General features: G+C 57.8%; 22 protein-coding genes. 5 read left to right on the forward strand and 17 right to left on the reverse strand.

The window, feature by feature from the left end; genetic code table 11:
- Nucleotides 1–24 precede the first annotated feature (24 nt).
- From GIR22_RS15690 to GIR22_RS15710, 5 genes are read right to left on the reverse strand one after another with little or no spacing between them, the layout of a single operon-like run.
- Nucleotides 25–297 carry a DUF2160 domain-containing protein gene (locus tag GIR22_RS15690; RefSeq protein ID WP_154744214.1) on the reverse strand — a complete coding sequence of 91 codons (273 nt, stop codon included), beginning with the start codon at nucleotides 295–297 and terminating at the stop codon, nucleotides 25–27.
- Between the two features lie 10 nt (nucleotides 298–307).
- A complete protein-coding gene (locus GIR22_RS15695) occupies nucleotides 308–1108 on the reverse strand; it encodes a carbohydrate ABC transporter permease (protein ID WP_154744215.1) in 801 nt (266 codons plus the stop codon).
- Nucleotides 1109–1118: 10 nt separating this feature from the next.
- Nucleotides 1119–1985: a carbohydrate ABC transporter permease gene (locus GIR22_RS15700; protein ID WP_154744216.1), complete on the reverse strand. Its 867-nt coding sequence runs from the start codon at nucleotides 1983–1985 to the stop codon at nucleotides 1119–1121.
- Entirely contained in the window at nucleotides 1982–3079 is a 1098-nt protein-coding gene (locus GIR22_RS15705; RefSeq protein ID WP_154744217.1) for an ABC transporter ATP-binding protein, read from the reverse strand. Before GIR22_RS15705 ends, GIR22_RS15700 begins: the two co-directional genes overlap by 4 nt.
- Nucleotides 3079–4173, reverse strand: coding sequence for an ABC transporter ATP-binding protein (locus GIR22_RS15710; protein WP_154744218.1), 1095 nt, complete (start codon nucleotides 4171–4173; stop codon nucleotides 3079–3081). The genes GIR22_RS15705 and GIR22_RS15710 overlap by 1 nt, the downstream gene beginning before the upstream one ends.
- 369 nt (nucleotides 4174–4542) lie before the next feature.
- On the opposite strand from GIR22_RS15710, the gene GIR22_RS15715 reads away from it, so the two are divergent.
- Together GIR22_RS15715 and GIR22_RS15720 are read left to right on the forward strand one after the other, a co-directional pair.
- A complete protein-coding gene (locus GIR22_RS15715; RefSeq protein ID WP_154744219.1) occupies nucleotides 4543–6375 on the forward strand; it encodes a sigma-54-dependent Fis family transcriptional regulator in 1833 nt (610 codons plus the stop codon).
- A 315-nt stretch (nucleotides 6376–6690) separates the two neighbouring features.
- A complete protein-coding gene (locus GIR22_RS15720; protein ID WP_154744220.1) occupies nucleotides 6691–9294 on the forward strand; it encodes an Ig-like domain-containing protein in 2604 nt (867 codons plus the stop codon).
- 53 nt (nucleotides 9295–9347) lie between these two features.
- Here the strand turns inward: GIR22_RS15720 and GIR22_RS15725 are convergent, their stop codons facing one another.
- A complete protein-coding gene (locus GIR22_RS15725) occupies nucleotides 9348–9785 on the reverse strand; it encodes a DUF3995 domain-containing protein (RefSeq protein ID WP_154744221.1) in 438 nt (145 codons plus the stop codon).
- A 92-nt stretch (nucleotides 9786–9877) separates the two neighbouring features.
- Here GIR22_RS15725 and GIR22_RS15730 point away from each other — a divergent pair, with 92 nt between their 5' ends.
- Nucleotides 9878–10267, forward strand: a complete 390-nt coding sequence (locus GIR22_RS15730) for a DUF2946 domain-containing protein (protein WP_154744222.1) — start codon at nucleotides 9878–9880, stop codon at nucleotides 10265–10267.
- 94 nt (nucleotides 10268–10361) lie between these two features.
- Nucleotides 10362–12488, forward strand: coding sequence for a TonB-dependent receptor (locus GIR22_RS15735; protein WP_154744223.1), 2127 nt, complete (start codon nucleotides 10362–10364; stop codon nucleotides 12486–12488).
- Between the two features lie 36 nt (nucleotides 12489–12524).
- Here the strand turns inward: GIR22_RS15735 and GIR22_RS15740 are convergent, their stop codons facing one another.
- The 3 genes from GIR22_RS15740 to GIR22_RS15750 form a co-directional block, all read right to left on the reverse strand.
- Nucleotides 12525–13538 carry an ABC transporter substrate-binding protein gene (locus tag GIR22_RS15740; RefSeq protein WP_154744224.1) on the reverse strand — a complete coding sequence of 338 codons (1014 nt, stop codon included), beginning with the start codon at nucleotides 13536–13538 and terminating at the stop codon, nucleotides 12525–12527.
- Nucleotides 13539–13661: 123 nt separating this feature from the next.
- On the reverse strand, nucleotides 13662–13859 hold the full coding sequence (locus GIR22_RS15745) for a hypothetical protein (protein WP_154744225.1): 198 nt from the start codon (nucleotides 13857–13859) through the stop codon (nucleotides 13662–13664).
- Entirely contained in the window at nucleotides 13859–14308 is a 450-nt protein-coding gene (locus GIR22_RS15750; protein ID WP_178122288.1) for a hypothetical protein, read from the reverse strand. Before GIR22_RS15750 ends, GIR22_RS15745 begins: the two co-directional genes overlap by 1 nt.
- 804 nt (nucleotides 14309–15112) lie before the next feature.
- On the opposite strand from GIR22_RS15750, the gene GIR22_RS15755 reads away from it, so the two are divergent.
- On the forward strand, nucleotides 15113–15343 hold the full coding sequence (locus tag GIR22_RS15755; protein ID WP_178122285.1) for a hypothetical protein: 231 nt from the start codon (nucleotides 15113–15115) through the stop codon (nucleotides 15341–15343).
- Between the two features lie 50 nt (nucleotides 15344–15393).
- Here the strand turns inward: GIR22_RS15755 and GIR22_RS15760 are convergent, their stop codons facing one another.
- The 8 genes from GIR22_RS15760 to iolD form a co-directional block, all read right to left on the reverse strand.
- A complete protein-coding gene (locus GIR22_RS15760; RefSeq protein ID WP_154744228.1) occupies nucleotides 15394–15597 on the reverse strand; it encodes a hypothetical protein in 204 nt (67 codons plus the stop codon).
- Nucleotides 15598–15780: 183 nt separating this feature from the next.
- Nucleotides 15781–16185, reverse strand: a complete 405-nt coding sequence (locus GIR22_RS15765; protein ID WP_154744229.1) for a TraR/DksA family transcriptional regulator — start codon at nucleotides 16183–16185, stop codon at nucleotides 15781–15783.
- 340 nt (nucleotides 16186–16525) lie between these two features.
- Nucleotides 16526–17563, reverse strand: a complete 1038-nt coding sequence (locus tag GIR22_RS15770; RefSeq protein WP_154744230.1) for an ABC transporter permease — start codon at nucleotides 17561–17563, stop codon at nucleotides 16526–16528.
- A 60-nt stretch (nucleotides 17564–17623) separates the two neighbouring features.
- Entirely contained in the window at nucleotides 17624–19183 is a 1560-nt protein-coding gene (locus tag GIR22_RS15775; protein ID WP_154744231.1) for a sugar ABC transporter ATP-binding protein, read from the reverse strand.
- Between the two features lie 62 nt (nucleotides 19184–19245).
- Complete coding sequence (locus tag GIR22_RS15780; RefSeq protein WP_154744232.1) at nucleotides 19246–20178, reverse strand: sugar ABC transporter substrate-binding protein; 933 nt, start codon at nucleotides 20176–20178, stop codon at nucleotides 19246–19248.
- A 372-nt stretch (nucleotides 20179–20550) separates the two neighbouring features.
- Nucleotides 20551–21603 (reverse strand): Gfo/Idh/MocA family protein, encoded by a 1053-nt coding sequence (locus GIR22_RS15785; RefSeq protein ID WP_154744233.1) that lies wholly within the window; start codon nucleotides 21601–21603, stop codon nucleotides 20551–20553.
- Nucleotides 21604–21653: 50 nt separating this feature from the next.
- On the reverse strand, nucleotides 21654–22664 hold the full coding sequence (iolG, locus tag GIR22_RS15790) for a bifunctional inositol 2-dehydrogenase/D-chiro-inositol 1-dehydrogenase (protein WP_154744234.1): 1011 nt from the start codon (nucleotides 22662–22664) through the stop codon (nucleotides 21654–21656).
- Nucleotides 22665–22683: 19 nt separating this feature from the next.
- Nucleotides 22684–24615 carry a 3D-(3,5/4)-trihydroxycyclohexane-1,2-dione acylhydrolase (decyclizing) gene (iolD, locus tag GIR22_RS15795; RefSeq protein ID WP_154744235.1) on the reverse strand — a complete coding sequence of 644 codons (1932 nt, stop codon included), beginning with the start codon at nucleotides 24613–24615 and terminating at the stop codon, nucleotides 22684–22686.
- Between the last annotated feature and the right edge of the window lie 6 nt (nucleotides 24616–24621).

The raw sequence follows: 24621 nt of genomic DNA on the forward strand, positions 1-24621 counted from the left end.
TGCTCGCGCCTACAAAGACCATGACTATCCCCAGCGCATCACAGACAACAGCCACACCACAGATAGCGCGGACGCCACCCAGATGCTCCAGCCGGTTACGCCGATTACCAGCAGATGCAGGTAAGCGCTTCCGAGAAGACCGATAAACAAGCGATCACCACGGGTGGTGCTGATCGGTAAAAAACCACGCCGCGGGATACTCGGCGAGCGCAACTCCCAGGTGGTCATGCCCGCCAATAGCAAGGCAATGGCCGCAAAGAACAGCGCAGTCGGGGTGGTCCAGGCCATCCATTCCATCATCGATTCCTCAGACCCGGCCCAGGGCAAAGCCCTTGGCCACATGGTTGCGAACAAACCAGATCACCAGCATGCCCGGCAGGATGGTCAGTACCCCGGCCGCTGCCAGTACTCCCCAGTCGATGCCCGACGCAGACACCGTACGCGTCATCACTGCAGCGATGGGCTTGGCATTCACCGAGGTCAGCGTTCGCGCCAGCAGCAGTTCAACCCAGGAAAACATGAAGCAGAAAAACGCCGTCACGCCGATGCCCGAGCCAATCAACGGGATAAAAATCTTCACAAAAAACTTGGGAAAACTATAGCCGTCGATGTAGGCAGTTTCGTCAATCTCCTTGGGCACCCCAGACATGAAGCCTTCAAGGATCCACACCGCCAAAGGCACGTTGAACAAACAGTGAGCCAGGGCCACGGCAATATGGGTATCGAACAAGCCAATGGACGAATACAGCTGGAAAAACGGCAGCAGAAACACCGCTGGCGGTGCCATGCGGTTGGTCAGCAGCCAGAAGAACAAATGCTTGTCGCCCAGGAAGCGGTAACGGGAAAACGCGTAGGCCGCCGGCAGCGCCACACTCAGGGAAATCACAGTATTCAGGCTGACGTAGTACAGCGAGTTGAGATAGCCGGTGTACCAACTGGGGTCGGTGAAAATCACCTTGTAGTTGGCAAAGGTGAAATCCTGGGGAAACAGCGTCAGCCCGCCAAGGATCTCGGTGTTGCTCTTGAAGGACATGTTCAGCAGCCAATAGATCGGTACCAGCAGGAACAAGATGTAGATCAGCAGGGGCACCACTTTGCGCTTGGTCATGGGAGCGGCCTCAGCGATTGGCGTCGGAATGGGTCATGGCGGTATAGAACAGCCAGGACACCAATAGGATGATCAAGAAGTACACCAGGGAAAACGCCGCAGCCGGGCCAAGGTCGAATTGCCCTACCGCCATTTGAGTCAAGGTCTGGCTCAAGAAGGTGGTGGCATTCCCCGGCCCACCCCCGGTCAGTACAAACGGTTCGGTGTAGATCATAAAACTGTCCATGAAGCGCAGCATCACCGCGATCAGCAGCACACTCTTCATCTTCGGCAACTGAATATGTCGGAATACCGCCCAGGCAGATGCCCGATCAATGCGCGCCGCCTGGTAGTACACATCCGGTATTGCCCGTAGTCCCGAGTAGCACAGGAGTGCCACCAGGGAGGTCCAGTGCCAGACGTCCATCACCAGCACCGTGACCCAGGCGTCCATGGTGTTGGCCGCGTAGTTGTAGTTGATGCCCATGGCATTGAGGGTTGAGCCCAACAGGCCTATATCCGCGCGGCCGAAGATCTGCCAGATGGTGCCGACCACGTTCCATGGAATCAGCAGCGGAATCGCCATCACAATCAACACCAGCGATGCCCAGCGGCCTTTGGTGGGCATGGTCAGGGCGATGGCGATGCCCAGCGGAATCTCGATCAACAGCACACAGGCGGAATAAATGAACTGGCGCAACAGCGAGTCATGCAGGCGCGGATCCAGCAGCACCTGCTTATACCAGTCGACACCGACGAAATAACGACTGGATTGGTCGAAAATGTCCTGCACCGAATAGTTGACCACGGTCATCATCGGGATCACCGCGCTGAAAGCCACCAGCAGGAACACCGGCAACACCAGCCACCAGGCCTTGTTGTTCTGCACCTTGTTCATGGCTGCACCTCCAGCAGGTAATCATCGGCATAGACCATCAACCATTGCGCGGGAAAACTGATGGACGCCCGGCCCTCCGGCACCGGCTTGTCTTCGGCCAGGCGCACCTTCAACGGCGCACCGTCGAGGTTCAGGGTCACGATCTTGTAGGTACCCAGGTCTTCTACATGGAGCACCTCGGCCTGCAACGCATCGGGATTGGGCTCGTCCCACGCATGGATAAACTCTGGTCGTATGCCAACCTGCAATTTCTTGTAGTCCGTTTGCGCAATCCGTTGCTGCAACACCTCGGATAACGCCAGATGAGTGCCCGCGAACCTCACGCCACCGGCCTCTGCCTGCACTTCAATCAGATTCATCCCTGGGCTGCCGATGAAATAGCCGACAAACGTATGACTCGGTCGCTCGAACAACTGCCGTGGCGTACCGAACTGCACGATTTGCCCGCCGTACATCACGGCGATTTTGTCGGCAAAGGTCGAGGCTTCCAATTGATCGTGAGTGACGTAGACCATGGTGATGTTGAACTGCTCGTGGATCTGCTTGAGCTTGCGCCGCAGTTTCCACTTCAGGTGCGGATCGATCACCGTCAGCGGCTCGTCGAAAAGGATCGCAGAGACGTCGTCGCGCACCAGCCCGCGCCCCATGGAAACTTTCTGTTTCTCATCGGCGGTGAGGTTACGGGCCTTTTTGCTCAACAGGGCCTGAAGGTCAAGCACCTCGGCAATTTCCTGCACCTTGCTGTGAATCTTCGCCTCGGCCATGCCTTGGTTGCGCAGCGGGAAGGCCAGGTTATCGAACACCGTCATGGTGTCGTACACCACTGGGAACTGAAACACCTGGGCGATGTTGCGCTTTTCCGGAGTCAGTTCGTTGACCACTTTGCCGTCGAACAACACCTGCCCTTGCGACGGGCTGAGCAGGCCGGAGATGATATTGAGCAAGGTGGACTTGCCGCAGCCCGAGGGACCGAGCAAGGCGTAGGCCCCTCCCTGCTCCCAGACGTGGTTCATTTCGCGAATGGCGTAGTCCTCAGACCCTGTTGGCGCAGGACTGTAGCTATGAGCCAGGTTTTGCAAATGGATCTCGGCCATCAGGCAACCCTCGCGACGCGTCGTCCAGGGGCCTGGACCAAACGCCCCTGGCCATCGAACACAAACAGCTTATGGGTAGGGATATAGATGCGAATCGGCGCATCCACGTCGTATTCGTGTACCCCTGGCAAGTGCAAAACCAGTAGGAAATGCTCACTACGCACATGCAGAAACGTTTCCGAGCCACTGATCTCCGCGACCTCTACCGTCACAGCCAGCTCCAGGTCATCGTCGTTGCTGGGCACCAGGCTGATATGGCTGGGGCGCACGCCAAAACGGAACTCGCCTTCACCGATAGGCCGCAGGTCAACATTCAGCGGGAAGTGAACATCATTGGCGAAACTCACTTCATTACCGCTGATCCGCCCCGGCATCAGGTTGATTGGCGGCTCGGAAAACAGCTCGGCCGCCAGCACGGTCTGCGGCTGGTGATAGACCTCGGGAGCTTTGCCGCTTTGGATCATCCGGCCTTCGTGGAGAATCGTGGTGGTGCCCCCCAAGGCCAGGGCCTCGTTGGGTTCGGTGGTGGCATAGATGGCAATGGTATGGCGTGCCTTGAACAACTCACGCATCTCCTGGCGCAGTTCTTCCCGCAGTTTGTAGTCCAGGTTCACCAGCGGCTCATCGAACAGGATCAACTCGGCATCCTTGACCAGCGCCCGAGCCATGGCCGTGCGCTGTTGCTGCCCACCGGACAACTCCAGGGGATGACGCTGCAGGAGCTTCTCTATGCGCAGCATCTTCGCGGTTTCAAGCACCTTGCTCTGGATCAGCTCGGTTGAGACTCCGGCCTGACGCAACGGCGAGGCGATGTTCTCGAATACGGTCATGGTCGGGTAGTTGATAAATTGCTGATAGACCATTGACACATTGCGCAGGCGCACGGGCTGCTGGCTCACGTCGACGCCGTTCATCAGGATGCGCCCGCTGTCGGGTTTGTCCAAACCGGCCATCAAACGCATCAGGCTGGTCTTGCCGGACAGGGTGCGGCCCAACAGGACGTTGAAGGAACCGGCTTCGAAACGCAGGTTGATATCATCGATCCAGGTCTGGCCTTCGATAACGCGGGTGACATGTTCCAGGGTCAATGACATGACACGACCTTTTTATTATTGGAATTGTTCTATCCAAAGATCAGAGCGAGTTTCGTGCCAAAAACCAAAAACCAAGGAGGGTCAATGGGTTGAGTAAAAAAGGTATTCGCCTCTGAACAAAAATGAACACACGCCTCTGAGCAATTGAACAACTGCCGGGTTGACAATGAACAGTTCTGAACAACACTGAATGAACTTTTTCGGATTCCACACCCTGTAGCCGCTGCCCAAAAACGAGGCTGCGATAAGTTTGGTGCGGTACTCCGACGAAGCGAGCCCCGAGGGCGGTCCTGCGGACAGGCATCGCAGCCTCGCTCCTCGGCAGCGGCTACAACACTCATAACAACAATAAAACAGAAGGTCACCGCCATGGCCGCACCTGCCCCACTGCTGGCTCACGACACCATTATCCAAGACTCCTGGCACCGCTGCCGGGCCTTCGGCCTGGATCACCAGAGCACGCCAAGCTTCGATCAACTGCCTGCCGAGGGCATCAGCCAACTGCTGGAAAGCCAGCACTCCCTGGTGCAAACCACCCACCAGGAAGTCCTGCCCTATTACGAGAACATTCTCAGCAACTCCAACTGCCTGATCATGCTCGCCGACAATCAGGGCCAGGTCCTGACCTCCTGGGGCACCCAGCGCTTTATTGAACCGAAACTGGCCCATGGTTTCAGTCCCGGTGCCAGTTGGCGGGAACGCTCCAACGGTACCAATGCTATTGGCACCGCCCTGGCCTGTGCCCAGGCCGTGCATATCGAGCACAACGAACATTTCCTCAAGGCCAACCGCTTCATGACCGGTTCCGCTGCGCCGATCTTCGATGCCCAGCGTGAAATCATCGCGGTGCTGGATGTGTCCAGCGACAGCTACCTACCGCCCTCCCACACCCTGGGCATGGTCAAGATGATGAGCCAGACGGTTGAGAACCGACTGATCCTCAACCTGTTTCGCGGTGAACATTTCCAACTGACTTTCAACACTGGCCTGAGCAACCTCGATAGCCAGTGGGCCGGCCTGCTGATCTTCGATGAAAGCGGCCAGGTGTTGTCGGCCAACCGCCGCGCCGACAATTTGCTGGGTATCAGCTTGTCGCAAGTGATGATCGACAACCTGTTCAAGGTCTCACTGCTGGAACTGCTCAATCAACCCGAAGGCCTGCCGTTTTCCTTGCAGGCCGCTGGGCGCAGCCGTTTCCAATGCCTGTTGAAGCGGCCCAGGCAGGCGCCGGTCCAGGCTCGGGTGTTTATCGAACCGAAGAAGGCCGAGCCGATACCCTCGACTATCAGCCTCAAGACCCTGCATTTTGGCGACAGCCGTGTAGAGAAAGCCGTGCGCCAGGCCGAGCGTCTGCTGGAGAAAGACATCCCACTGCTGATCCACGGCGAAACCGGTGTCGGCAAAGAAGTCTTCGTCAAAGCGTTGCACCAGGCCAGTTCCCGCAGTCAACAGGCGTTTATCGCCGTCAACTGTGCGGCGATTCCTGCCGAGCTGGTGGAATCAGAACTGTTTGGCTACGAAAAAGGCGCGTTCACCGGGGCCAACCAAAAGGGCAGCATTGGTTTGATCCGCAAGGCCGACAAAGGCACGTTGTTTCTCGACGAGATTGGCGACATGCCGCTGCCCACCCAGGCCCGTTTGCTGCGGGTGCTACAGGAGCGTTGTGTGCAACCGGTGGGCAGTAGCGAGGTATTCCCGGTGGACTTGCGCATCATCTCGGCCACCAACCGCTCGCTGCGCGAACAGGTGCAGATCGGCCGCTTTCGCGAAGACCTGTATTACCGCATCGGCGGCCTGACCCTGGAGTTGCCGCCGCTGCGCGAACGCAGCGATAAACAGGCTCTGTTCAAGCAACTGTGGGCGCAACACCGTGAGCCAAGCCAATGGGCCGGGCTCAGCCAAGAGGTATTGACGCTGTTCGAGCAGCACCCGTGGCCGGGGAATTTGCGTCAGGTGAGCAGTGTGATGCAAGTGGCATTGGCCATGGCCGAGGACCAGCCCGTGCGGGTGAAGCACTTGCCGGATGATTTTTTTGTCGACCTCAACCTGTCCGCCCCAACGCCATCCAACAACCTGCTGGACGATAGCCTGGACCTCAACCACCGACTGAACGCGGTGGGCGGTAATATTTCCCACCTCGCCCGGGAACTGGGTGTCAGCCGCAACACCCTGTACAAACGCCTGCGCCAGAAAGATGCTTAACCCCCCGGTGCCTGCCGAAAACCGGGATCACCTGATCACCTGATCGCCTGTAGCCGCTGTCGAGGCACGAGGCTGCGATAAGGGCCGCAGGACCTTCAAGCAATCTCAAGGCCCAGGCGACTGCTGCGCAGCCGATCGCAGGCTGCGCCAGCGGCTACAGGTTTTCGACAAGCTCAAGGGGGGTGTAGATCCCTATGTACTTTTGAGACAGGCCTTAAATTTTCCGAGTGAATAAATGTGCAGAAATGGACTCGTGATCCGGGGGGATCATAGTTTTTTATTCATTTGTTCAATTTTAATTGGCGTTAATATTTTATGGACTCAAAGAAAAAGAATGCAGATGTGACTGATGCATCAAAAAGCACCACTGATGCAGTTTTTTTGAACCAGGCAACCACCTCGAGCCCAAGTACCCATGCTTTTCAAGACCCTGACGGTGACATGCAGGACGCATCTACCAGCACCCCGATTTTTGCAAGCACTACCGACGAAGGCCATCTAACACTTACCGGTACCACCACTGCCGACGCGGTGGTGGAGATCTACGACAGCCTCACCAGTTTCGTGGGGTCAACACAATCAGATACCAACGGCAACTGGTCGTTTACGACAGCACAGGCCGTTAGCCAAGATGGCCATACTCTAAGCGTCGTCGTGAACGGCCAAGCCAGCCAAGACATTTCGGTCAACATAAGCAATCTTTCTTCTGTCGCCACTGCATCAGCCAACCCTGACCTCGGCAATGATGTTTCCGCAGCGGACGTCACCTCCGACGAGTCCGACCTACCATTACAAGTCGCACTCAACACCCCGGCTGGGGGTGACAGTACTGCATCACTGGCAGGCGCCACTTCAACGGCTGTACTGGCAACCCATACCATCGATCGCGTCTATGATGACGCCGGAGGTGAGACTGGCTTTGTCGGCAATGGTGGTACCACTGACGACTTGCGCCCTTCAATCAGAGGCCAGAGCAGTGAGATCGGCACTTTTATCAAGCTCTACGACAATGGCAACTTTTTGGGCTCCGCTTATGTGGACTTGCATGGCGACTGGCAGTTACAGGTGCCCACTGAACGAGCGTTCGAGCTAGGCGAGCATGTGTTAACCGTGGTTGACGCGGCAGGTAACACATCCGCACCGTTCATATTGACCATCGACATTCCTGAAGCGTCGCGACCAGTGATTGATGTGGTGTTCGACGACGTCGGGCAGACCGGTGAAATTGCCAACGGCGGCACAACGGATGATCGCACCCCAACATTGCGTGGCCACGGTGAGGCGGGCGCCCAGATTTTTCTGTATAACGGCAGCGCGCTCGTAGGGAGCACGTTTGTACAGCCAGATGGCAGCTATACGCTGAGTACCACCCTCCCTCTTGCCCCAGGCGAACACACACTCACCGTGGTCGTGAATCGCATTGCATCACAACCCTTCACGCTGACCGTGACAGACACCGAACCGGCTATCAAACCGGTGATCGATTCAGCGTTTGACAACTTTGGCAGCACTGGCGAAATCGCCAATGGCGGCACCACCGATGACGCCACTCCGCTCTTGCAGGGCAAGGGAGAAGGTGGCGCCCAAGTGGTGATCTATAACGGCGACGTCCGTATCGGCTCTACTTATAGCAGCCCGGACGGTTACTGGTCGTTCAACGTGACCACGCTGAACCAAGGCGAGCATGTGTTCACCGTGATCAGTACCACGGCCGCCGGCACCCCGATCTCGTCCGATCCGTTCACGCTGACCGTCAGCGCACCGAATTCGGTCAAGCCGGTGATTGATTCAGTGTTTGACAACTTTGGCAGCACTGGCGAAATCGCCAATGGCGGCACTACCGATGACGCCACGCCGCTCTTGCAGGGCAAGGGAGAAGGTGGCGTCCAAGTGGTGATCTATAACGGCGATATGCGTATTGGCTCTACTTATAGCAGCCCGGACGGTTACTGGTCGTTCAACGTGCCGATGCTGAACCAAGGCGAGCACGTGTTCACCGTGGTCAACGCCGGCGTCTCCTCCGATCCGTTCACGCTGACCATCAGCGCACCGGACTCGGCCAAGCCGGTGATCGATAGTGTATTCGACAATATTGGTACGGTGGGCGAGCTTGTGAGCGGCAGCACTACCGACGATGCCCGACCGACGTTTCAGGGCCGAGGTGAGCCCTCCACCTACCTCAATGTCTATGACAATGGGGTGCCGATTGCCAAAATACCAGTGGCACTGGACGGTAGCTGGAGCTATACAAATCATGCCAATAGGCTGAGCCCGGGTGAGCACATATTCACGTTTGTCGGCGCAGGTGTGACCTCAGAACCGTTTGTGCTCTATATGGAAAATGTACCTGAGACGCCGAAACCGACGATCGACAGTGCTTTCGATAACGTAGGGGCTGAAACCGGGAGCGTAATCAGTGGCGCGCTCATCGATGATCCTCGCCCGGTATTCAGCGGTCACGGAGAGCCGGATGCAACGATCTTTATATACGACAACTATGGTTATGCTGGCGCGGCCCTTGTCGATGATCAGGGTAACTGGACGTTCCAACCCAGCAAGTACGATGCTCTGAATCCTGGGGAGCATGTATTCACCGCAGTAGCCGATGGAGTGCGCTCAGAACCATTTGTGCTGCAGGTGGAAGCTGCCACACAAGCGATTCAGATGGCCACAAACGAGGGGGAATCTGACCTGCCGTCGCTGTTTGACCTACTACAAACAGGCTCCGATCTGTTTGCAGAGGAAACTGACATCACGCCGCTCGGCGACGCTGTTCTAGATCTTTCCAGCGCGGTATTCGATGAGGACCTGTATGCGGGCTCACCGCAGTTCGAAACCACTGAAGATATTCCTGGTGTTTTCTCGACAGTGGCATCGACGGACTTTTGGCAGCAACCCACTGAATATCCAGTAGGGTAAGACAGTCAGCCGGCCGTCCCGCAATGGGACGGTCGGCTCTGATACCCCAGGCCTCACCCCCACGCTCCCACCAGCAACCCCGCCCCCAACACCAAACAGAGCGGCGAGTAAAATAACGTATCCAGGCGCGCAAACCGCGACCCTCCCACTTTCTTGAAAAACCCCACCAGCTCCGAATCCCCGATCGCACGGGCAAACATGATTAGAGCAATCGCACTGATCCCCCATTGCAACGCACTATGGGACACCGGCTCGAAGTACAACCCCGCCCGCATACACACCAGCAACGCAATCAGCACCAGCCCCAATGCCACCAGAAACGTCCCCAAGGCCGACGTCTTGAACGCTGGCCGCGGCCCACTGGCGAACTCGCCAGGCAATTGGGGAATCGCCGCCATACTCCCCCATTTACCCCCGATGGCCCAATACACATGTACCACGCTGATAAAGGCAAACACCCCGACAATCCACCGCGCAACGACAAAGCTCATGGCTGGATATCCCTGAAAAAGTGGGAAAGAGGATAGCCCTCCTGAGATTTTTTGCAGCCAATTTACAGACGGCTAATGGTAAAGTGCCGCCTATGAAACTCGCCCGGACCGACCGCACGCTCATTGCCTGGATGCTCTACTGCTGCGTCCTGTTCAATGTGTTCGCCTGCAGTATCGGTCACGGGCAGATGGTCGGGATGCAGCTCAATGGCATCGGTGGCCAGTTCTGTACGGTGGACCCGCGCACCCAGGCACCGGCACCGATCAATTCTACCGATGAGTCCCTGCCGACGCTGTCCAAGGCCTTCGGTTGCCCGCTGTGTTCCAGCGGTGGCATGGGCCCGGCGCTCAACTCCAACGTTAGCGTAGCGGTGCTACCGCAACCCCATGCGCCGCCTCCAACCATCGTTGCCAGCGCTGACATTCCTGCCCGTTTCACCTGGCCTGCGGCCAATCCGCGTGCGCCTCCCGCCCACGTCTGATACCTGCGCTTTTTGATCTGCACAAACCACCGTTTCCTTAGGGAACACGAGCGGCTGTGCGTTGCTTTCAAGCCCCGTTTATCAGGATGCACCCATGAAACATTTACCTCTGTTGGCAAGCCTGTTCGGCTGCCTGCCTGTCGGCTCCTGGGCGATTGAGCTGGCGCCCACCACCATTGATGGCGAACAAGCTCCCGAGCCGGGCCTGACCCTGGATCAATCCAGCGGCATGGCTTCGCGGCTGGGGCTGAGCGTGCGGGAAACCCCGGCGTCCATCAGCATCGCCAACCGCAACGACATCGAGCGCCACGGCGCCAAGACTTTCCGGGACGCCGCCAACACCCTGCCGGGGGTCAACGCCAGTGCTCCGCCAGGGTTTGGTGGGTTTGTCTCCTATCGTGGGTTTACCAGCAGCCAGATCACCCAGATGTTCAACGGTATCAATGTCTCCAGCGGGCTAGCGCGGCCGGTGGATGCCTGGATCTATGACCGAGTGGAATTAGTCGGCGGCCCCTCCTCCCTGATCAACGGCGCCGGTTCCGTCGGCGGCTCACTGAACTACGTGACCAAGCTGGCCACCCGTGAAGAGCGGGCCGCCGAAGGCCAGCTCACCTACGGCAGCTATGACACCACCAGTATTGCCTTCGGCCTCAATCATGCCCTGACCGAACCCGGGGCCGAGGTTCAGCATTACGCGCGCCTGGATGTGAGCCGTAACACCCATCACACCTGGATCGACCGCCAGCAGCGCGAGGCCTGGAGCCTGGCCTTTTCCCTGCTCAGCGACCTCACGCCCAACCTGACCCACACCCTGGCCCTGGAGTATCAGGATGAACACGAGGACAGCCCCTACTGGGGCACGCCGGTGCGGAACCCCAAGGCCGGCGAACTGAAGATCGACAAGCACAACCGATTCAACAACTACAACGTTGCCGACGGTCGCTACGAGCAGCGCACAATCTGGGCACGGTCGATCATCGACTACCGGATCAATGACAGCACCAGCCTGCGTAACACCCTCTACCACCTGGAGAGCCAGCGCGACTATCGCAACCTGGAGACCTACCAGTACAACGCCGACAACAGCGCGGTGAATCGCTCCACCGCGTATCAGGTACGCCATCAGGGCCAACAGAACGGTAGCCAGTTCGAACTGCGCCACGAGGACACCCTCTTCGGCCTGGCCACCACCTGGTCCGGTGGTTTCGAGTACAAGGTCAATAGCACCACCAATCACCCGTTGAACGTGACTGGCAAAAGCACCGTGGACCCAAACCACTATGATCCGGGGCACTTCTATGACATTCCCGGCACCCAACCCGGCTTCACCAAGGACAAAACCAATGAAGTCACCACCAAGGCGCTGTTCGTGGAAAACCGTCTGGGGCTGACCGACACGTTGTCGTTGCTCACTGGCCTGCGTTATGACGCCATTGACCTGGACGTGACCAACCACCGCACAGTGACCGCCAGCAATCCGCGACACTTCAAAAGCCGCTGGGAACCAGTCACCGGTCGGGTTGGCCTGACGTATCAGTTCATCCCCTCAGCGAATGCCTATGTGCAATACAGCACCGCCGCCGAGCAGCCCTCGAGCACCACCCAGGTATTCGATGTGTCCACTGGCAAGCAATGGGAAGTGGGCAGCAAGTTCGATTACCTGGATGGTCGGGGCTCAGCCACTGTCGCGGCCTACAAGATCGAGCGCAGGGATTTCGCCGTGACCGACCCTCTGGATCCCACCCGCAGCATTCCGGTAGGCGCACAAACGTCCAGGGGTATTGAGCTGGCCAGTTCCTTGCGGATCACGCCCAAGCTGCTGGCCGAAGGTAATTTCGCCTGGGTCGATGCCAAGTACGAAGACTTCAATGAGAAAATCGCCAGTGGCGCGGTGGTATCGCGCAAGGGCAACACACCCACCAATGTGCCAAAACGGGTGGGCAACCTATGGCTGACTTACGACTTTTCGCCGCACTGGCAAGGCGGCATGGATGCGCGGTATGTGGCGTCGGTGTATGCCGATAATGCCAATACGCTGACGGTACCGGCGTATACCTTGCTGGGGGCGTTTCTGGCGTACAACGTAGATCAGCATACCCGCGTGACCGGTCGCGTGCGCAACTTGACCAATGAGGTATATGCCGAGTTCGCCCATGTGTCACCCGCGTATTACCTCGGGTCGCCGAGGACGTTTGAGGTGGCGGTGCAGACCCGATTCTGAGCCCACACACGCCTTACTGTAGGAGCGAGCTTGCTCCTACAGACTCGCCTCGACCTTCTGCGCCACATCCTCGGTCAGCCAAGCTTTCCATACCTGCGGATGAGCCTTGAGAAACGCTTGTGCCACTTCACGCGGCGGCGTGTGTTTTTCACTCATCTCGGCCAAGGCCTGATTCAACGGTTCGATCGGGAAATCAACCTTGGCGAAAAACGCGGTGATCTGCGGATGTTCTTTCTGGAACGGCGCCGACACCCCGATACTCAGCCTGGATGCCAGGGACCGGGTCGGTTTTGGGTTGGGGTTATCGGGGTCGGTCAGGGTTTTCCAGGCTTGGGCATCGAACGGTGGTTCTTCCAGCTGGATCAGCTTGTAGCGGCCCATCAGCGGCGTGGGCGACCAGTAGTAAAACAGGATCGGCTTGCCACGGCGGATCGAGGAAGCAATCTCGGCATCCAGTGCGGCGCCCGAGCCACTGCGAAAATTCACATAACTGTCGTCCAGTCCATAGGCCTTGAGCTTCTGCTTATTGACGATTTCCGAGGTCCAGCCAATCGGGCTGTTGAGGAAACGGCCCTTGCCGGGGGCTTCCGGATCCGTGAACACATCCTTGTAACGCGCCAGGTCCTTCACGTTTTTCAGTTCGGGGGCCAATGGCTTGATACCTTTGGCCGGGTCACCCTTGACCACATATTCCGGAACCCACCAGCCTTCAGTGGCGCCCTTGACGATATCCCCCAGGCCCACCACCTTGCCCTCGGCCTCGGCCTTGATCCACACCGGACTGCGCCCCGCCCACTCTTCACCAATCACCTGAATATCGTTTTTAGCCAGGGCGGTTTCCAGGGTGATAGTGGTTCCGGGCAAGGTATCGGTGGGCAAGTCATAGCCCTTTTCGACGATCAGCCGCAGGACCTCGGTAATCAGGCTGCCGCTTTCCCAGTTCAAGTCAGCGAAATGAATGGGCGCCTCGGCGGCCGATACCGGCAATGGAGCTGCTGACAACCCCAGCGCCGTCAGGGACGCCGCCAACAACGTTCGAAATCCTCTCATGCCTTCGCACCTCGTGTTTACACAGCAATAGCGGGCGGCTTTGCTGTAACACCGCGAAGCCTTTGAAATACTTAAGTCAACTCAACTGTAGTAGAGGTTCCGGTGAACATGGGTATCAGGGGTTTACGGCGGATTGTGCAAGCGCTGCAATTCCCGGCGCACCATGCTGGCGTACTCGGCGGGTCGAAGCCCATACAATTGGCTGGCAACCCAGTTTAACCAGGCGCCCTGCAACCCGGATTTACGGGCAAACAGCTCGGCGGCCGTGGCCTGGGCCTGCGCGAGGTGCTGTTGATGGAACTGGGCCCGGTCCAGGCTCATTACTCACTGGCCTTGAAGGTCACGAGTTCGCCCTTGCGCCACTTGGCAGCCTTGCCGGTAACGGCTTTCAAGGTTTTGGTCAGGCCTTCCTGGAGTTGTTCGTTGGCGGCGAATACCAGCATGACGCTATGGCCTTCCTTGAACACGACCCCCTGGCCTTCGGCTGAGGAAACAAAGGCATAGTCACCCAAGCCATATACCGTCAACTTGATATCGCGAAACTTCAGTTCGAACTTTCCGCCTTCCCGGCTGGGCAGTACTGCAGCGCGAAAATGATCGCCCACCTTGAGTTCCAGGCGTGGTTTATCGTCTACCACCAGTGCCGCTTCGGTATCGATCTCGGCGATGTAGATACCTTCAGGCGTCTGCTCGGTGATGTAGACAAAACGAGATTGAAACTGCTTGACCAACTTTGCACGCAAATCACCCAACACAAACAACGCGTGCATATCCAGGTTACTAACTGCCAAGGAAACGCCCCCACATCAAGAAAGGTGCTGCCCGCCCGGGCGGGCAGCACAAGAAAGCGGCCGATACGGCACGTTCACACAACAAGAAACCGAAAACTGAAGAAGACCTCTACTGCTGCACCGCAAGGCTCGTACAGGCATGTCCAGCGCACCTTGAGGTCGTCAGGCGTCGCAGGAGATCACAGGTTCAACCCCCAGAGAATACTGGTGGCCCAGCTTCAGAGAATAACCCATTTAAAAAAGAAGAATTCCGACAGCCAACACAAAAGGAAACCCGCTGGGTGGAACCAGACGTCAGCTGCTGACGACAATACTAAAACAGCAACACCAGTCAAAACCACTCGAAATACTGCAGGCGGGTCAACAAGACCGATCGACGGGAGCTGACGATGCCATTACTTCAACTTCAACACGACGCTGCGCTGTCGCCTACCACTCCATCCGTTGCGGACTCGAGGCCATTCTACAACCTGTATACCGGTGATGGGTGCCTGTATTCGGCGCTCTATCGGGTTGTACCCGCCGGCAGGAATTTTTTTCATATCCTGGAAGTCCCCAGTGGCCGAATCAAAGGCTTTCGCAGTGATCATAACCAGGCCTGCGCCCTGGCCAAGGAATTGGAAACTACCCTTTACGCACTGAACGCCAATAGGGTCGTTTCGTCACATCGATGACTTTACTGCGCCGCCAGCTCACAACAACTGCCATACTTCTCCGTCCATGCAGTTTGCCCCTTGGGAGGCAGGCTTCATCAGCGCAATTACCTCCAAGGGAAGGCTTTACGTGACGGAATTTGATATAGGCGAATTTTTCATCCATGGCGAAGCCAGGGAAGTAGAGGGTGAATTCCAGGCTGTAATTGTGATGCGAGCCAAAGCACCATTGACCACTGTCACAACTCACCAGGTGGAAAAGGATCGCTGGTTCAAAACCGTAGACGCGGCCGCAGTCGCTGCAAAAGACGCCGCAAAAGCGCTTAAGGACGCCGTCGACTCGGGAGCGTTGACCTCCTGACAATCAGATCGGGCTCAACGTGCGCCTGCAGGAATCCCCTCGCTCCGGAGTCAATGCAGGCTGTCTGATTGCTCTAGGCACAACAACGCTTCCCAGGCCGCCCTGCACTCTTCGGCTTCATCACGGCTGGCGAAGGCTGTGCCCCGCTGCTCACCGTTGAGCAGCACCACCCAGCAGGCCTTCTGACCCAGCGCGCGCAGGGTAGCGGGTACACCACTGCCAATCATCACGGCGACATCGACTTTGTTTTGCATGGAGATTTCCCAGGAGATTAGTTAGCTTGCTAACAATATTGCTCATCCTACTGGTTTCATCCAATTGGAAAAAGCTAACCTGGGAATAGCTTCATTGCATTATTTGTAACAATTCAATCGACGCCGGCTGTTTTTGGCCGCTGTGGCGAGAGGGGCTTGTGCCTTCGCCACAACGCTTCCCTATCAGGCCTGTCGCTGGTGCTTGTCGATTTGCTCGTGGCGCTCTTGGGCTTCGATGCAGTACTTGGTGGTCGGGCTGATCAGCAGGCGCTTGAGACCGATAGGCTCACCGCTGTCATCGCACCAGCCGAAGGAGTCTTCCTTGATGCGGCCCAGGGCTTGCTCAAGTTGCGGCAACATACGCTGGTCACGGTCGATGGCATTCACCAACCAAGTGCGTTCTTCTTCAACGGAAGCAGCATCAGCCGGGTCAGCCGGAGTATCCAGGCTTTCAATGGCGATACGGTTCTGTTCAATGCGCTCGTGGTGTTCCACTTTCATGTCTTGCAGCAACTTATCGAAAAAAGCGTGCTGTTCGGCATTCATGTAGTCATCCGCCGGCATGGCCAGCAACTTTTCCTTTGTCATTGATTTCTCTATAAAAAATACGTGCATTAAGGCGAATAAGGGAGCATTCCGGCCGACCCTTGCAGGTCTCGGATAGGCGCCGTCCATTCCAAGCGCCACCCGGCACTCAATTTACGAGGGGCGGCAGTCTAAGGCCGACTTGAAGGCGCAGCAACTGAAAAGACAGGCAATTTTTCCAAGATAACCCCCAAAAACACCAGGACGGGCTCGGCGAATGGTCATCGGAGTGTGTTTATAGCAAGAAATTCAATCAAGCAGCTATACGCGACAAGCTGCAAAGCGACAAGCTGTAGGCCACCTATCACTTGCGGCTTACAGCTTGAGGCTTGCAGCTGTTGGATTAGCGCTTGAGCTTGCGCTTATTGCGATACTGATCGATCACCACCGCCACCACGATAATCAATCCCTTGATGATGTCCTGGATATACGCATCCACCCCGACAAAGGTAAACCCGCTGGCCATCACCCCGAGAATCAACGCGCCGATCACAGTGCCGGTAATGCGCCCTACCCCGCCTGCCAGACTGGTACCGCCGATCACCGCCGCGGCAATCGCATCCAGTTCATAAGACATACCCATCCCGGCCTGTCCCGTGGCTGCCCGTGCCGACGCCACCACCCCGGCCAGGCCCGCCAGCAGACCGGCGATGCTGTAGACGATGATCAGGTGCCGCTTGACGTTGATCCCCGAGGTCCGCGCTGCCTGCATATTGCCGCCGATGGCGTAGGTGTACTTGCCGTACTTGGTGTAGCGCAGGGCGATATGGAAAATCACCGCCACCACCAGGAAGATGATCACTGGCATCGCACCATGACCGATAGCGGTATAGGAATCCGACAACATGCTCACCGGCTGGCCTTCGGTGTAATACCGCGCCAGGCCACGGGCCGAGACCATCATGCCGAGGGTGGCAATAAATGGCGGGATACCGGTAATCGCGATGATGCTACCGTTGACCGCCCCCGCCAACAGCCCCACGCCCAGCCCTACCACCACCGGTATCCATACCGGCAAATCGGTCAGGGACGGGAACACGGCCCGGGAAAAGTCGGAAGTCTGCGCCAGGCTGGCGGCGATCATTGCCGACAGCGCCAATACCGAGCCCGAAGAGAGATCGATGCCGGTGGTAATGATCACCTGCGTCACGCCGATCGCCAGCAGGCCGATAATCGACACTTGCAGGATCATCAGCACCAGCCGCTGGGAGTTCATCAAGAAACTTTGATCGCGAACGATCCAACCGAACACCTCGAACACCAGGCCGATGCCAATCAGCACCAGAAAAATACTCAGCTCGGTCGGGAAGCGTCTACGGCTCTTGACCGGCGCCGTGGCGGGCTTCTTTTCCTCGGGTTTGCTTTCCAGTATCGCGTTCATAACCACTCACCTTTTTTATCACGTTGCACACGCCAATCGCAGGCCAGTGCTTTCTATTCGTTAGTGGACCGCCGTCATACCGGAAGCCAGTTGCATGACTTTTTCCTGGGTCGCATCAGCCTGGTCCAAGGTGCCCATCAGATCGCCTTCGTGCATGACCATCACCCGATCGCTCATGCCCAGGACTTCCGGCAGCTCCGAAGAAATCATGATCACCGCCATGCCTTCGCTGGCCAGGTAGGAAATCAACCGATAGATCTCGGCCTTGGCACCGACATCGATGCCACGGGTCGGCTCATCGAGGATCAGCAATCGCGGGTTGGTCATCAGCCAACGGGCCAGCAAGGCCTTCTGTTGATTACCGCCAGACAAGGTATCGATGCACTGCTCAAGGGACGGGGTTTTCACCCGTAGTTTCTGGCACATGTCTTCGCACAAGGCCCGCAGGGCCTTTTGCTGGATAAAGCCATTGCCCGAATAATGCGGCAGCACGGCCATCTCCATGTTTTCCAGCACCGACAGGCAGGGGAACAGGCCGCTGAGCTTGCGGTCCTCGGTCAACAGCGCGAACCCTTTCTCAATGGCCATGTGCGGGTCGCTGATACGCACCACCTGGCCGTCGAGCTTGATCTCTCCACCGCTGCTGGGGGTGATGCCAAAGATGGTTTCTGCGACATTGGTGCGGCCCGAGCCCATGAGCCCGGCAATGCCGAGGATCTCCCCGGCGTGCAGGTCAAAGGAGACGCCCTGGAACACCCCGTCGAGACGCAGGTCGCGTACCGACAACAGCAAATCGCCGATAGGTTTTTCCCGCACAGGGAACAACTGGTTCAGCTCACGCCCCACCATCATCGAAATCAGGCTGTCGCTGTCCATGCTATCGGCCCGTTGCAGGCCGATATAGGCGCCGTCACGGAACACCGCGACTTCATCGGCAATGGCAAACACTTCATTCATCTTATGGGTGATGTAGATGATGCCTTTGCCCTGGGATTTCAGGTCGGCAATGATCGAAAACAGGTGGGCCACTTCCTTGTCGGTAATGGCCGAGGTGGGTTCGTCCATGATCAGGATGTCGGAGTCGTAAGACACCGCCTTGGCAATTTCCACCATCTGCCGCTCGGCGATGCTCAGGTTGCCGACCTGCTCCTCTGGATCAAGGTTGATGCGCAAACGCTCCAGTAACTGCGCGGTACAACGATGCATTTCCCGGTGATTGACCATGTGCAGGCTGTTGAGCTGTTCACGACCGATCCAGATGTTCTCGGCGATGCTCATATGGGGCATCAGGTTGAGTTCCTGGTGGATCATCGCGATACCGGCCTGCAGCGCCGCCAGGGGCGTATCAAAAGTGATCGGTTTGCCCCGAAGGCGGATTTCACCAGCGTCCGGCTGGTAGATGCCAGCGATGATTTTCATCAGCGTCGACTTGCCCGCACCATTTTCGCCCATCAGCGCCAGGACTGACCCCGGACGCACCCGCAGTTGCACATCGTCCAAGGCTACGACGCCGGGAAAACCTTTGCTGATGTTGGCGATTTCCAGCAAGTAGGGTTCTTCACGCTCCGCGGGCTGGGTACCGGTCAACGGGGCCTGGGAAGCAGTCGCTTGAGCGAACATATCGGGTACTCCATCAGCAGGACACAGTGGCTGCCCTGCTGGCTTATTGTTGTTATTAAGGGCTACTTGAAGTCTTTGACGTTTTCAGGGGTGATCAGTTGAAACGGCACAACCACGTTCTGCTCGACCGCTTCCTTCTTGGCCATTTTCACCGCCGCGTCCACCGAGCCGATAGCCTGGCCGTTGGCATCCTGGAACACCGAGACAGCCATATCGCCCTTGGTGATCGCATTCAAACCGTCGGGCGTGCCATCCACTCCGCCGATCAGCACACTGCCTTTTTCGACACCGGCGGTTTTCAGGGCCATGGCGGCACCGATGGCCATTTCATCGTTATTGGCAATGACCGCATTAAATTCACGGCCCTGGGTCAACCAGTCGTTGACCAGGGTCATGCCCTTGTCCCGCAACCAGATTCCCGTCTGTTCCTGTTCAATCTTGATATCCGGGTACTTGGCCAGGACTTCTTTTACACCGTTGGTGCGGTTGGTCGTCGAGTTGTTAGCAAGGTCCCCCAGCAGAATTACGATCTTGCCTTTGCCGCCCATCTTCTCAGCGAGGTACTGCATTTGCAGCTTCCCGGCCTCGACATCATTGGAGGTCACGGTGACGACTCCCTTGGGCAGGTCGGTCTGATCCGGGCGGCGATTGACATAGATCAGTGGAATACCGGCGGCAACTGCTGCCTTGGTGATCCTGTCCGTGGAGGCCGTGTCCACCGGGTTGACCACAATGGCATCGACTTTCTGGCTGATGAAGTTTTCGACCTGACTGAGCTGCTTGACCACATCAGCGCGAGCGTCTTCGAATTGCAACTGCACACCATCCGCCTTGGGATAGGACTTGGCTTGCTTATCCATATCCTCGCGCAGGTAAGTCAGCCAGGTGTCGTCAAACTGCGACATGCTTACGCCGATCTTGATATCGGCCAGGGCGGTACCGCTGGCGAGCATCAGGGACAAGGCAAGCGAAGCGAAACGGATCTTGGTCTTCATGAACGGTCTGTCTCCAATTTCTTGTTGGTTTTTTGGACGTAGCGTTTATCAGATCGATGATTGCGACGAAGGCAGGCGAACGATCGGCGCCCCCGGGATGCAGCACACCAGGGAACCCTTGCTTTCGACACACAGGACATTAAGGAAGGAGAAATACAGCGGTCGTGCCCGGGGCACATTGCGGGAAAGAGAGGCAGAACGTAAAACTCGTAGTACAGCGTTGAAGATTTTCATCTGACGGTACCTGGTTGTTTTTGATCTTGTTTTTGTTGAGTCGCCCGCAACATCTGGAAGACGGATCGGACGGCACTTTCGGCAACCTGGAAATGACTTTATTGGAAAATAATTTCCATATCAACCTATTTTAGAATTTTATTCTATTTTGCTTTCATAGGTCTCAATCGCGGTCATTTCCACCACTTGCTGACGCTTGGAACTCAGCCGTGCGGCGTCCAGTACTCGGGTGGTCGCCAAAGCATCACGCGCCTCCACCGGCAGTGGGCCATGGCCCTGAACGGCACTTTGCAACTGCTGGTAGAACTGGTTCCAGCGGCCTTTTTCCGACGGCACCCGCTCACGTTCCGAGCCTTGCTCGAACCAGCCCCAGCGCCGGTGTTCTTCCGCGCCCCAGTGTTCACCCTCGGTTTTCGGGGTAAAGCCAGACATCAGTGCTTCTTCCTGGCCATCCAGGCCTTCGACGGTGTAGCAGCCCTGGCTGCCATTGACCCGCAAGCGTGGCGCCTGGCTGTTTTGCAGAGCACTGCCCCACAGATGGGAGATCACACCGTTGCCGTGGGTCAAGGAGACAAAGAAGCCATGGTCGACGTCCGGGTGTTCGACGGTGTACTGCAACTGCGCGAAGACCCGACTCACCGGGCCGAACAACTGCATCGCCTGATCCACCAGATGGCTGCCCAGGTCCCGCAGAAACCCGCCGCCGCTGGCATTGCCCACAGATGTTGGGCTGTAGCGCTCCACTCGGGACTCAAAGCGGGTGATGGTGCCCAGGGCACCGCTGTCGATCAGTTTGCGCAGGGTGAGAAAGTCCGAATCCCAACGCCGGTTCTGGTAGACGCTGAGCAACACACCCTGGCGCTCGGCTGCGGCAATCAATTCAAAAGCCTCGGCAGCGTCGCTGGCGAAGGGTTTGTCGCTGACCACTGCCACACCGTGCCCGATGGCTTCCAGCACCAGGGCCGGGCGCCCCTCCAGGGTGGTGGAAATTACCAGGGCATCGATGCCGGCCTCGACGATCTGGCCGATGTTATCGAACGCCTTTACCCCAGGGTGCTCGGCCGCCAGCAGCTCGCGGCGTTCCGGCGAGCGAGTGACCACCCCGACAAAGGTCGCCCCTGGCAGGCAGGCAATCAGCGGCGCATGAAAAAAACGGCCACCGTGGCCGTATCCAACCAGTCCGATTCGCATACAGGTACTCCATGATTGATCGTTTCCACGCGCTGCGTGAGAACGATCACTTAGCCGTAGAAGCGTGGGCGATCCGGCAGGCCGATCGTCACAATCGCCCCGCTGTTCTGCGCTTCAATACACGCGTCCGCCGCCACCGCCGCGGCAAAGCCATCCCATGCCGACGGCCCGCCCACCTGCCCGGCGCGTACGCCGTCAATGAACGCCTGCAATTCGACGTCATAGGCCGCGATAAAACGATCCTTCCAGTCCATCAGGATCGCATTCGACAGCTTGGCGCCGCTGCGCATCTGCACCTGGGACGGCTCCGGCAACTTAGCGATGCCGGTCTCCCCTACCACTTCGCACTGGATGTCATAGCCGTATTGGCAATTCACAAACACTTCCACATCGATGCGCGTGCCCTTGGCGGTTTCCAGCAGCACAACCTGCGGGTCCCGCAGGTGGCTCAGGGCCTTGCTCGACTTGCGTGGGAACACCACTTGCACTGAGACATAGTCATCGGCCAGTAACCAGCGCAACACATCCAGCTCGTGGATCAGGGTGTCGGTGATTGCCATGTCGGTCTTGTAGTTCTCGCCCACGGTCGGGTTACGGTGAGCACAGTGCAGCATCAACGGCTCGCCGATCTGGCCGCTGTCGATCACCGCTTTCAAGGCGCGATAACCCTGGTCATAGGGGCGCATGAAACCCACCTGCACCAAGCGCTTGCCGTGGGCCACTTCGGCCTCGACGATCTTGCGACAGCCTTCGGCAGTCACCGCCAGGGGCTTTTCACAGAACACCGGTTTGCCGGCGGCAATAGCGGCCAGCACGAACTCTTCGTGGCTTGGGCCCCAGGAGGTGACCAGGATAGCCTCCACTTGCGACGAGTTGATCAGCCCATGGCCGTCAGGATAGACCTCGGCGCTGATGTTCAAATCGGCGACAACCTTGGCGGCCTGCCCAAGGTTGATGTCAGTGACCGCGACGACCTGGCTATTAAGCAAAGTCTGGCTGCAACGACGGATATGGTCCTGGCCGATAGCGCCAGTACCGATAACTCCAAGCTTCAAAGACATGTAAACACCCCTCTTGTTATTAGTACTGCCGAGCCTTGGCCAGGCGCTCATTGAGTTGTTTGGCCGCCGCATTCGTCCGCTCGCTGGTGGACACCTGAGCCACACCGACCCGCCACCACGACAGGTAGCCGTGAATCATGGTCTTGGGCAACACCTTGATATCGATCAGCGTCGACACCGTTTGCTTGCGGGCATCGGCCAAGGCGGCTTGCAGTTGTTCCACCGTGGTGACCTTGTAGGTCTTGCAGCCATAGGCCGCCGCGCTCATGGCGAAATCAACCGGCACCAAGCCACCGTCGAGCTTGCCACTCTGCGGGTTGCGAAAGCGAAATTCGGTGCCGAAACTGTCCATCCCATTGCCCATCTGCAGGTTGTTGATACAACCGAAGGCCATGTTGTCCAGCAACACCACATTGATCTTGCGGCGCTCCTGAATCGAGGTTGCCAACTCCGAGTGCAGCATCATGTAGGAGCCGTCGCCCACCAAGGCGTAAACCTCTCGCGCAGGCTCAGCCAGCTTTACCCCCAGTGCAGCGTTGACCTCATACCCCATGCACGAATAACCGTACTCGACGTGGTAGGTGTTGACGCCCTTGCTGCGCCAACTGCGCTGCAAATCGCCCGGCAGGCTGCCCGCGGCGGCGACAATGATCGCATCGTCGGCCAGGGTTGCATTGAGCACGCCCAACACGCGGCTTTGAGTCAGGCAGGAACCGGTCAACTCGATGAATTCGCGCAGGGTGGCCGGGTCCATGTGGTCGTTGATTTCCGGGACGAAGCTCTCACCCTGGTATTCCACCTGATAGATACGATCAACCTCAGCGTCCAACTGCGCCTTGGCGTCCCGTGGCTGATCACCCCAACTGGAGCGGTAGTCTCCAAGCGCATCGGCCAAGGCTTCCAATCCCACCTTGGCATCCGCCAGCAACTGCACGCCATCGAGTTTCAGCGCATCGCACGGGCTGATATTGAGGTTGAGAAACTGCACGTCGGGATGTTTGAACAATGACTTCGATGAAGTGGTGAAGTCGGTGTAGCGCGTACCGATGCCAATGATCAGGTCTGCCTGCGGGGCCAGCAGGTTTGCCGCCAGGCAACCGGTTTCGCCGATACCGCCCAGGTTCAGCGTGTGGCTGGAAACCACCGCGCTCTTGCCGGCCTGGGTTTCGGCGAACGGAATATCAAAACGCTCGGCAAAAGCTTGCAGCGCCGCATTGGCACCGGAATACTTGACCCCACCGCCGCAGATAATCAGTGGTCTGCGCTTGCCCTTGAACGCCGCTACCGCGTCACTGAGCATCGCTTCGGTGGCCGGACGCCGGTCGATACGGTGCACTCGTTTTTGCAGGAAATAGTCAGGATAGTCCCAGGCCTCACCTTGTACATCCTGCGGCAAGGCCAGGGTCACGGCGCCGGTTTCGGCGGGGTCGGTGAGCACGCGCATGGCATGGATCGCGGCGCTCATCAACTGCTCGGGGCGATTGATACGGTCCCAGTATTTGCTGACCGCACGGAAAGCGTCGTTGGTGCTGATGCTCAGGTCGTGGAACTGCTCAATCTGTTGCAGCACCGGGTCAGGCTGGCGGCTGGCGTAGACATCGCCAGGCAACAACAACAGCGGAATGCGGTTGGCGGTCGCAGTGGCGGCAGCCGTCAGCATATTGGCCGCGCCTGGCCCCACCGACGCGGTGCAGGCGTAGATCTTGCGGCGCAAATGCTGCTTTGCAAAACCGATGGCGGCATGAGCCATGCCCTGCTCGTTACGGCCCTGATGCACCACCAGGTCACCGCTGTCTTGCTCCAGGGCCTGGCCCAGGCCCAGCACATTGCCGTGGCCGAAAATCGTGAAGACCCCGGCGACAAACTTGCTCTGCACACCATCGACTTCGATGTACTGATTATCGAGGAACTTCACCAGGGCCTGGGCCATGGTCAATCGGGTTGTGGTCATGTGTCG

The organism is Pseudomonas karstica, from assembly GCF_009707515.1.
GTDB classification, from domain to species: Bacteria; Pseudomonadota; Gammaproteobacteria; order Pseudomonadales; family Pseudomonadaceae; genus Aquipseudomonas; species Aquipseudomonas karstica.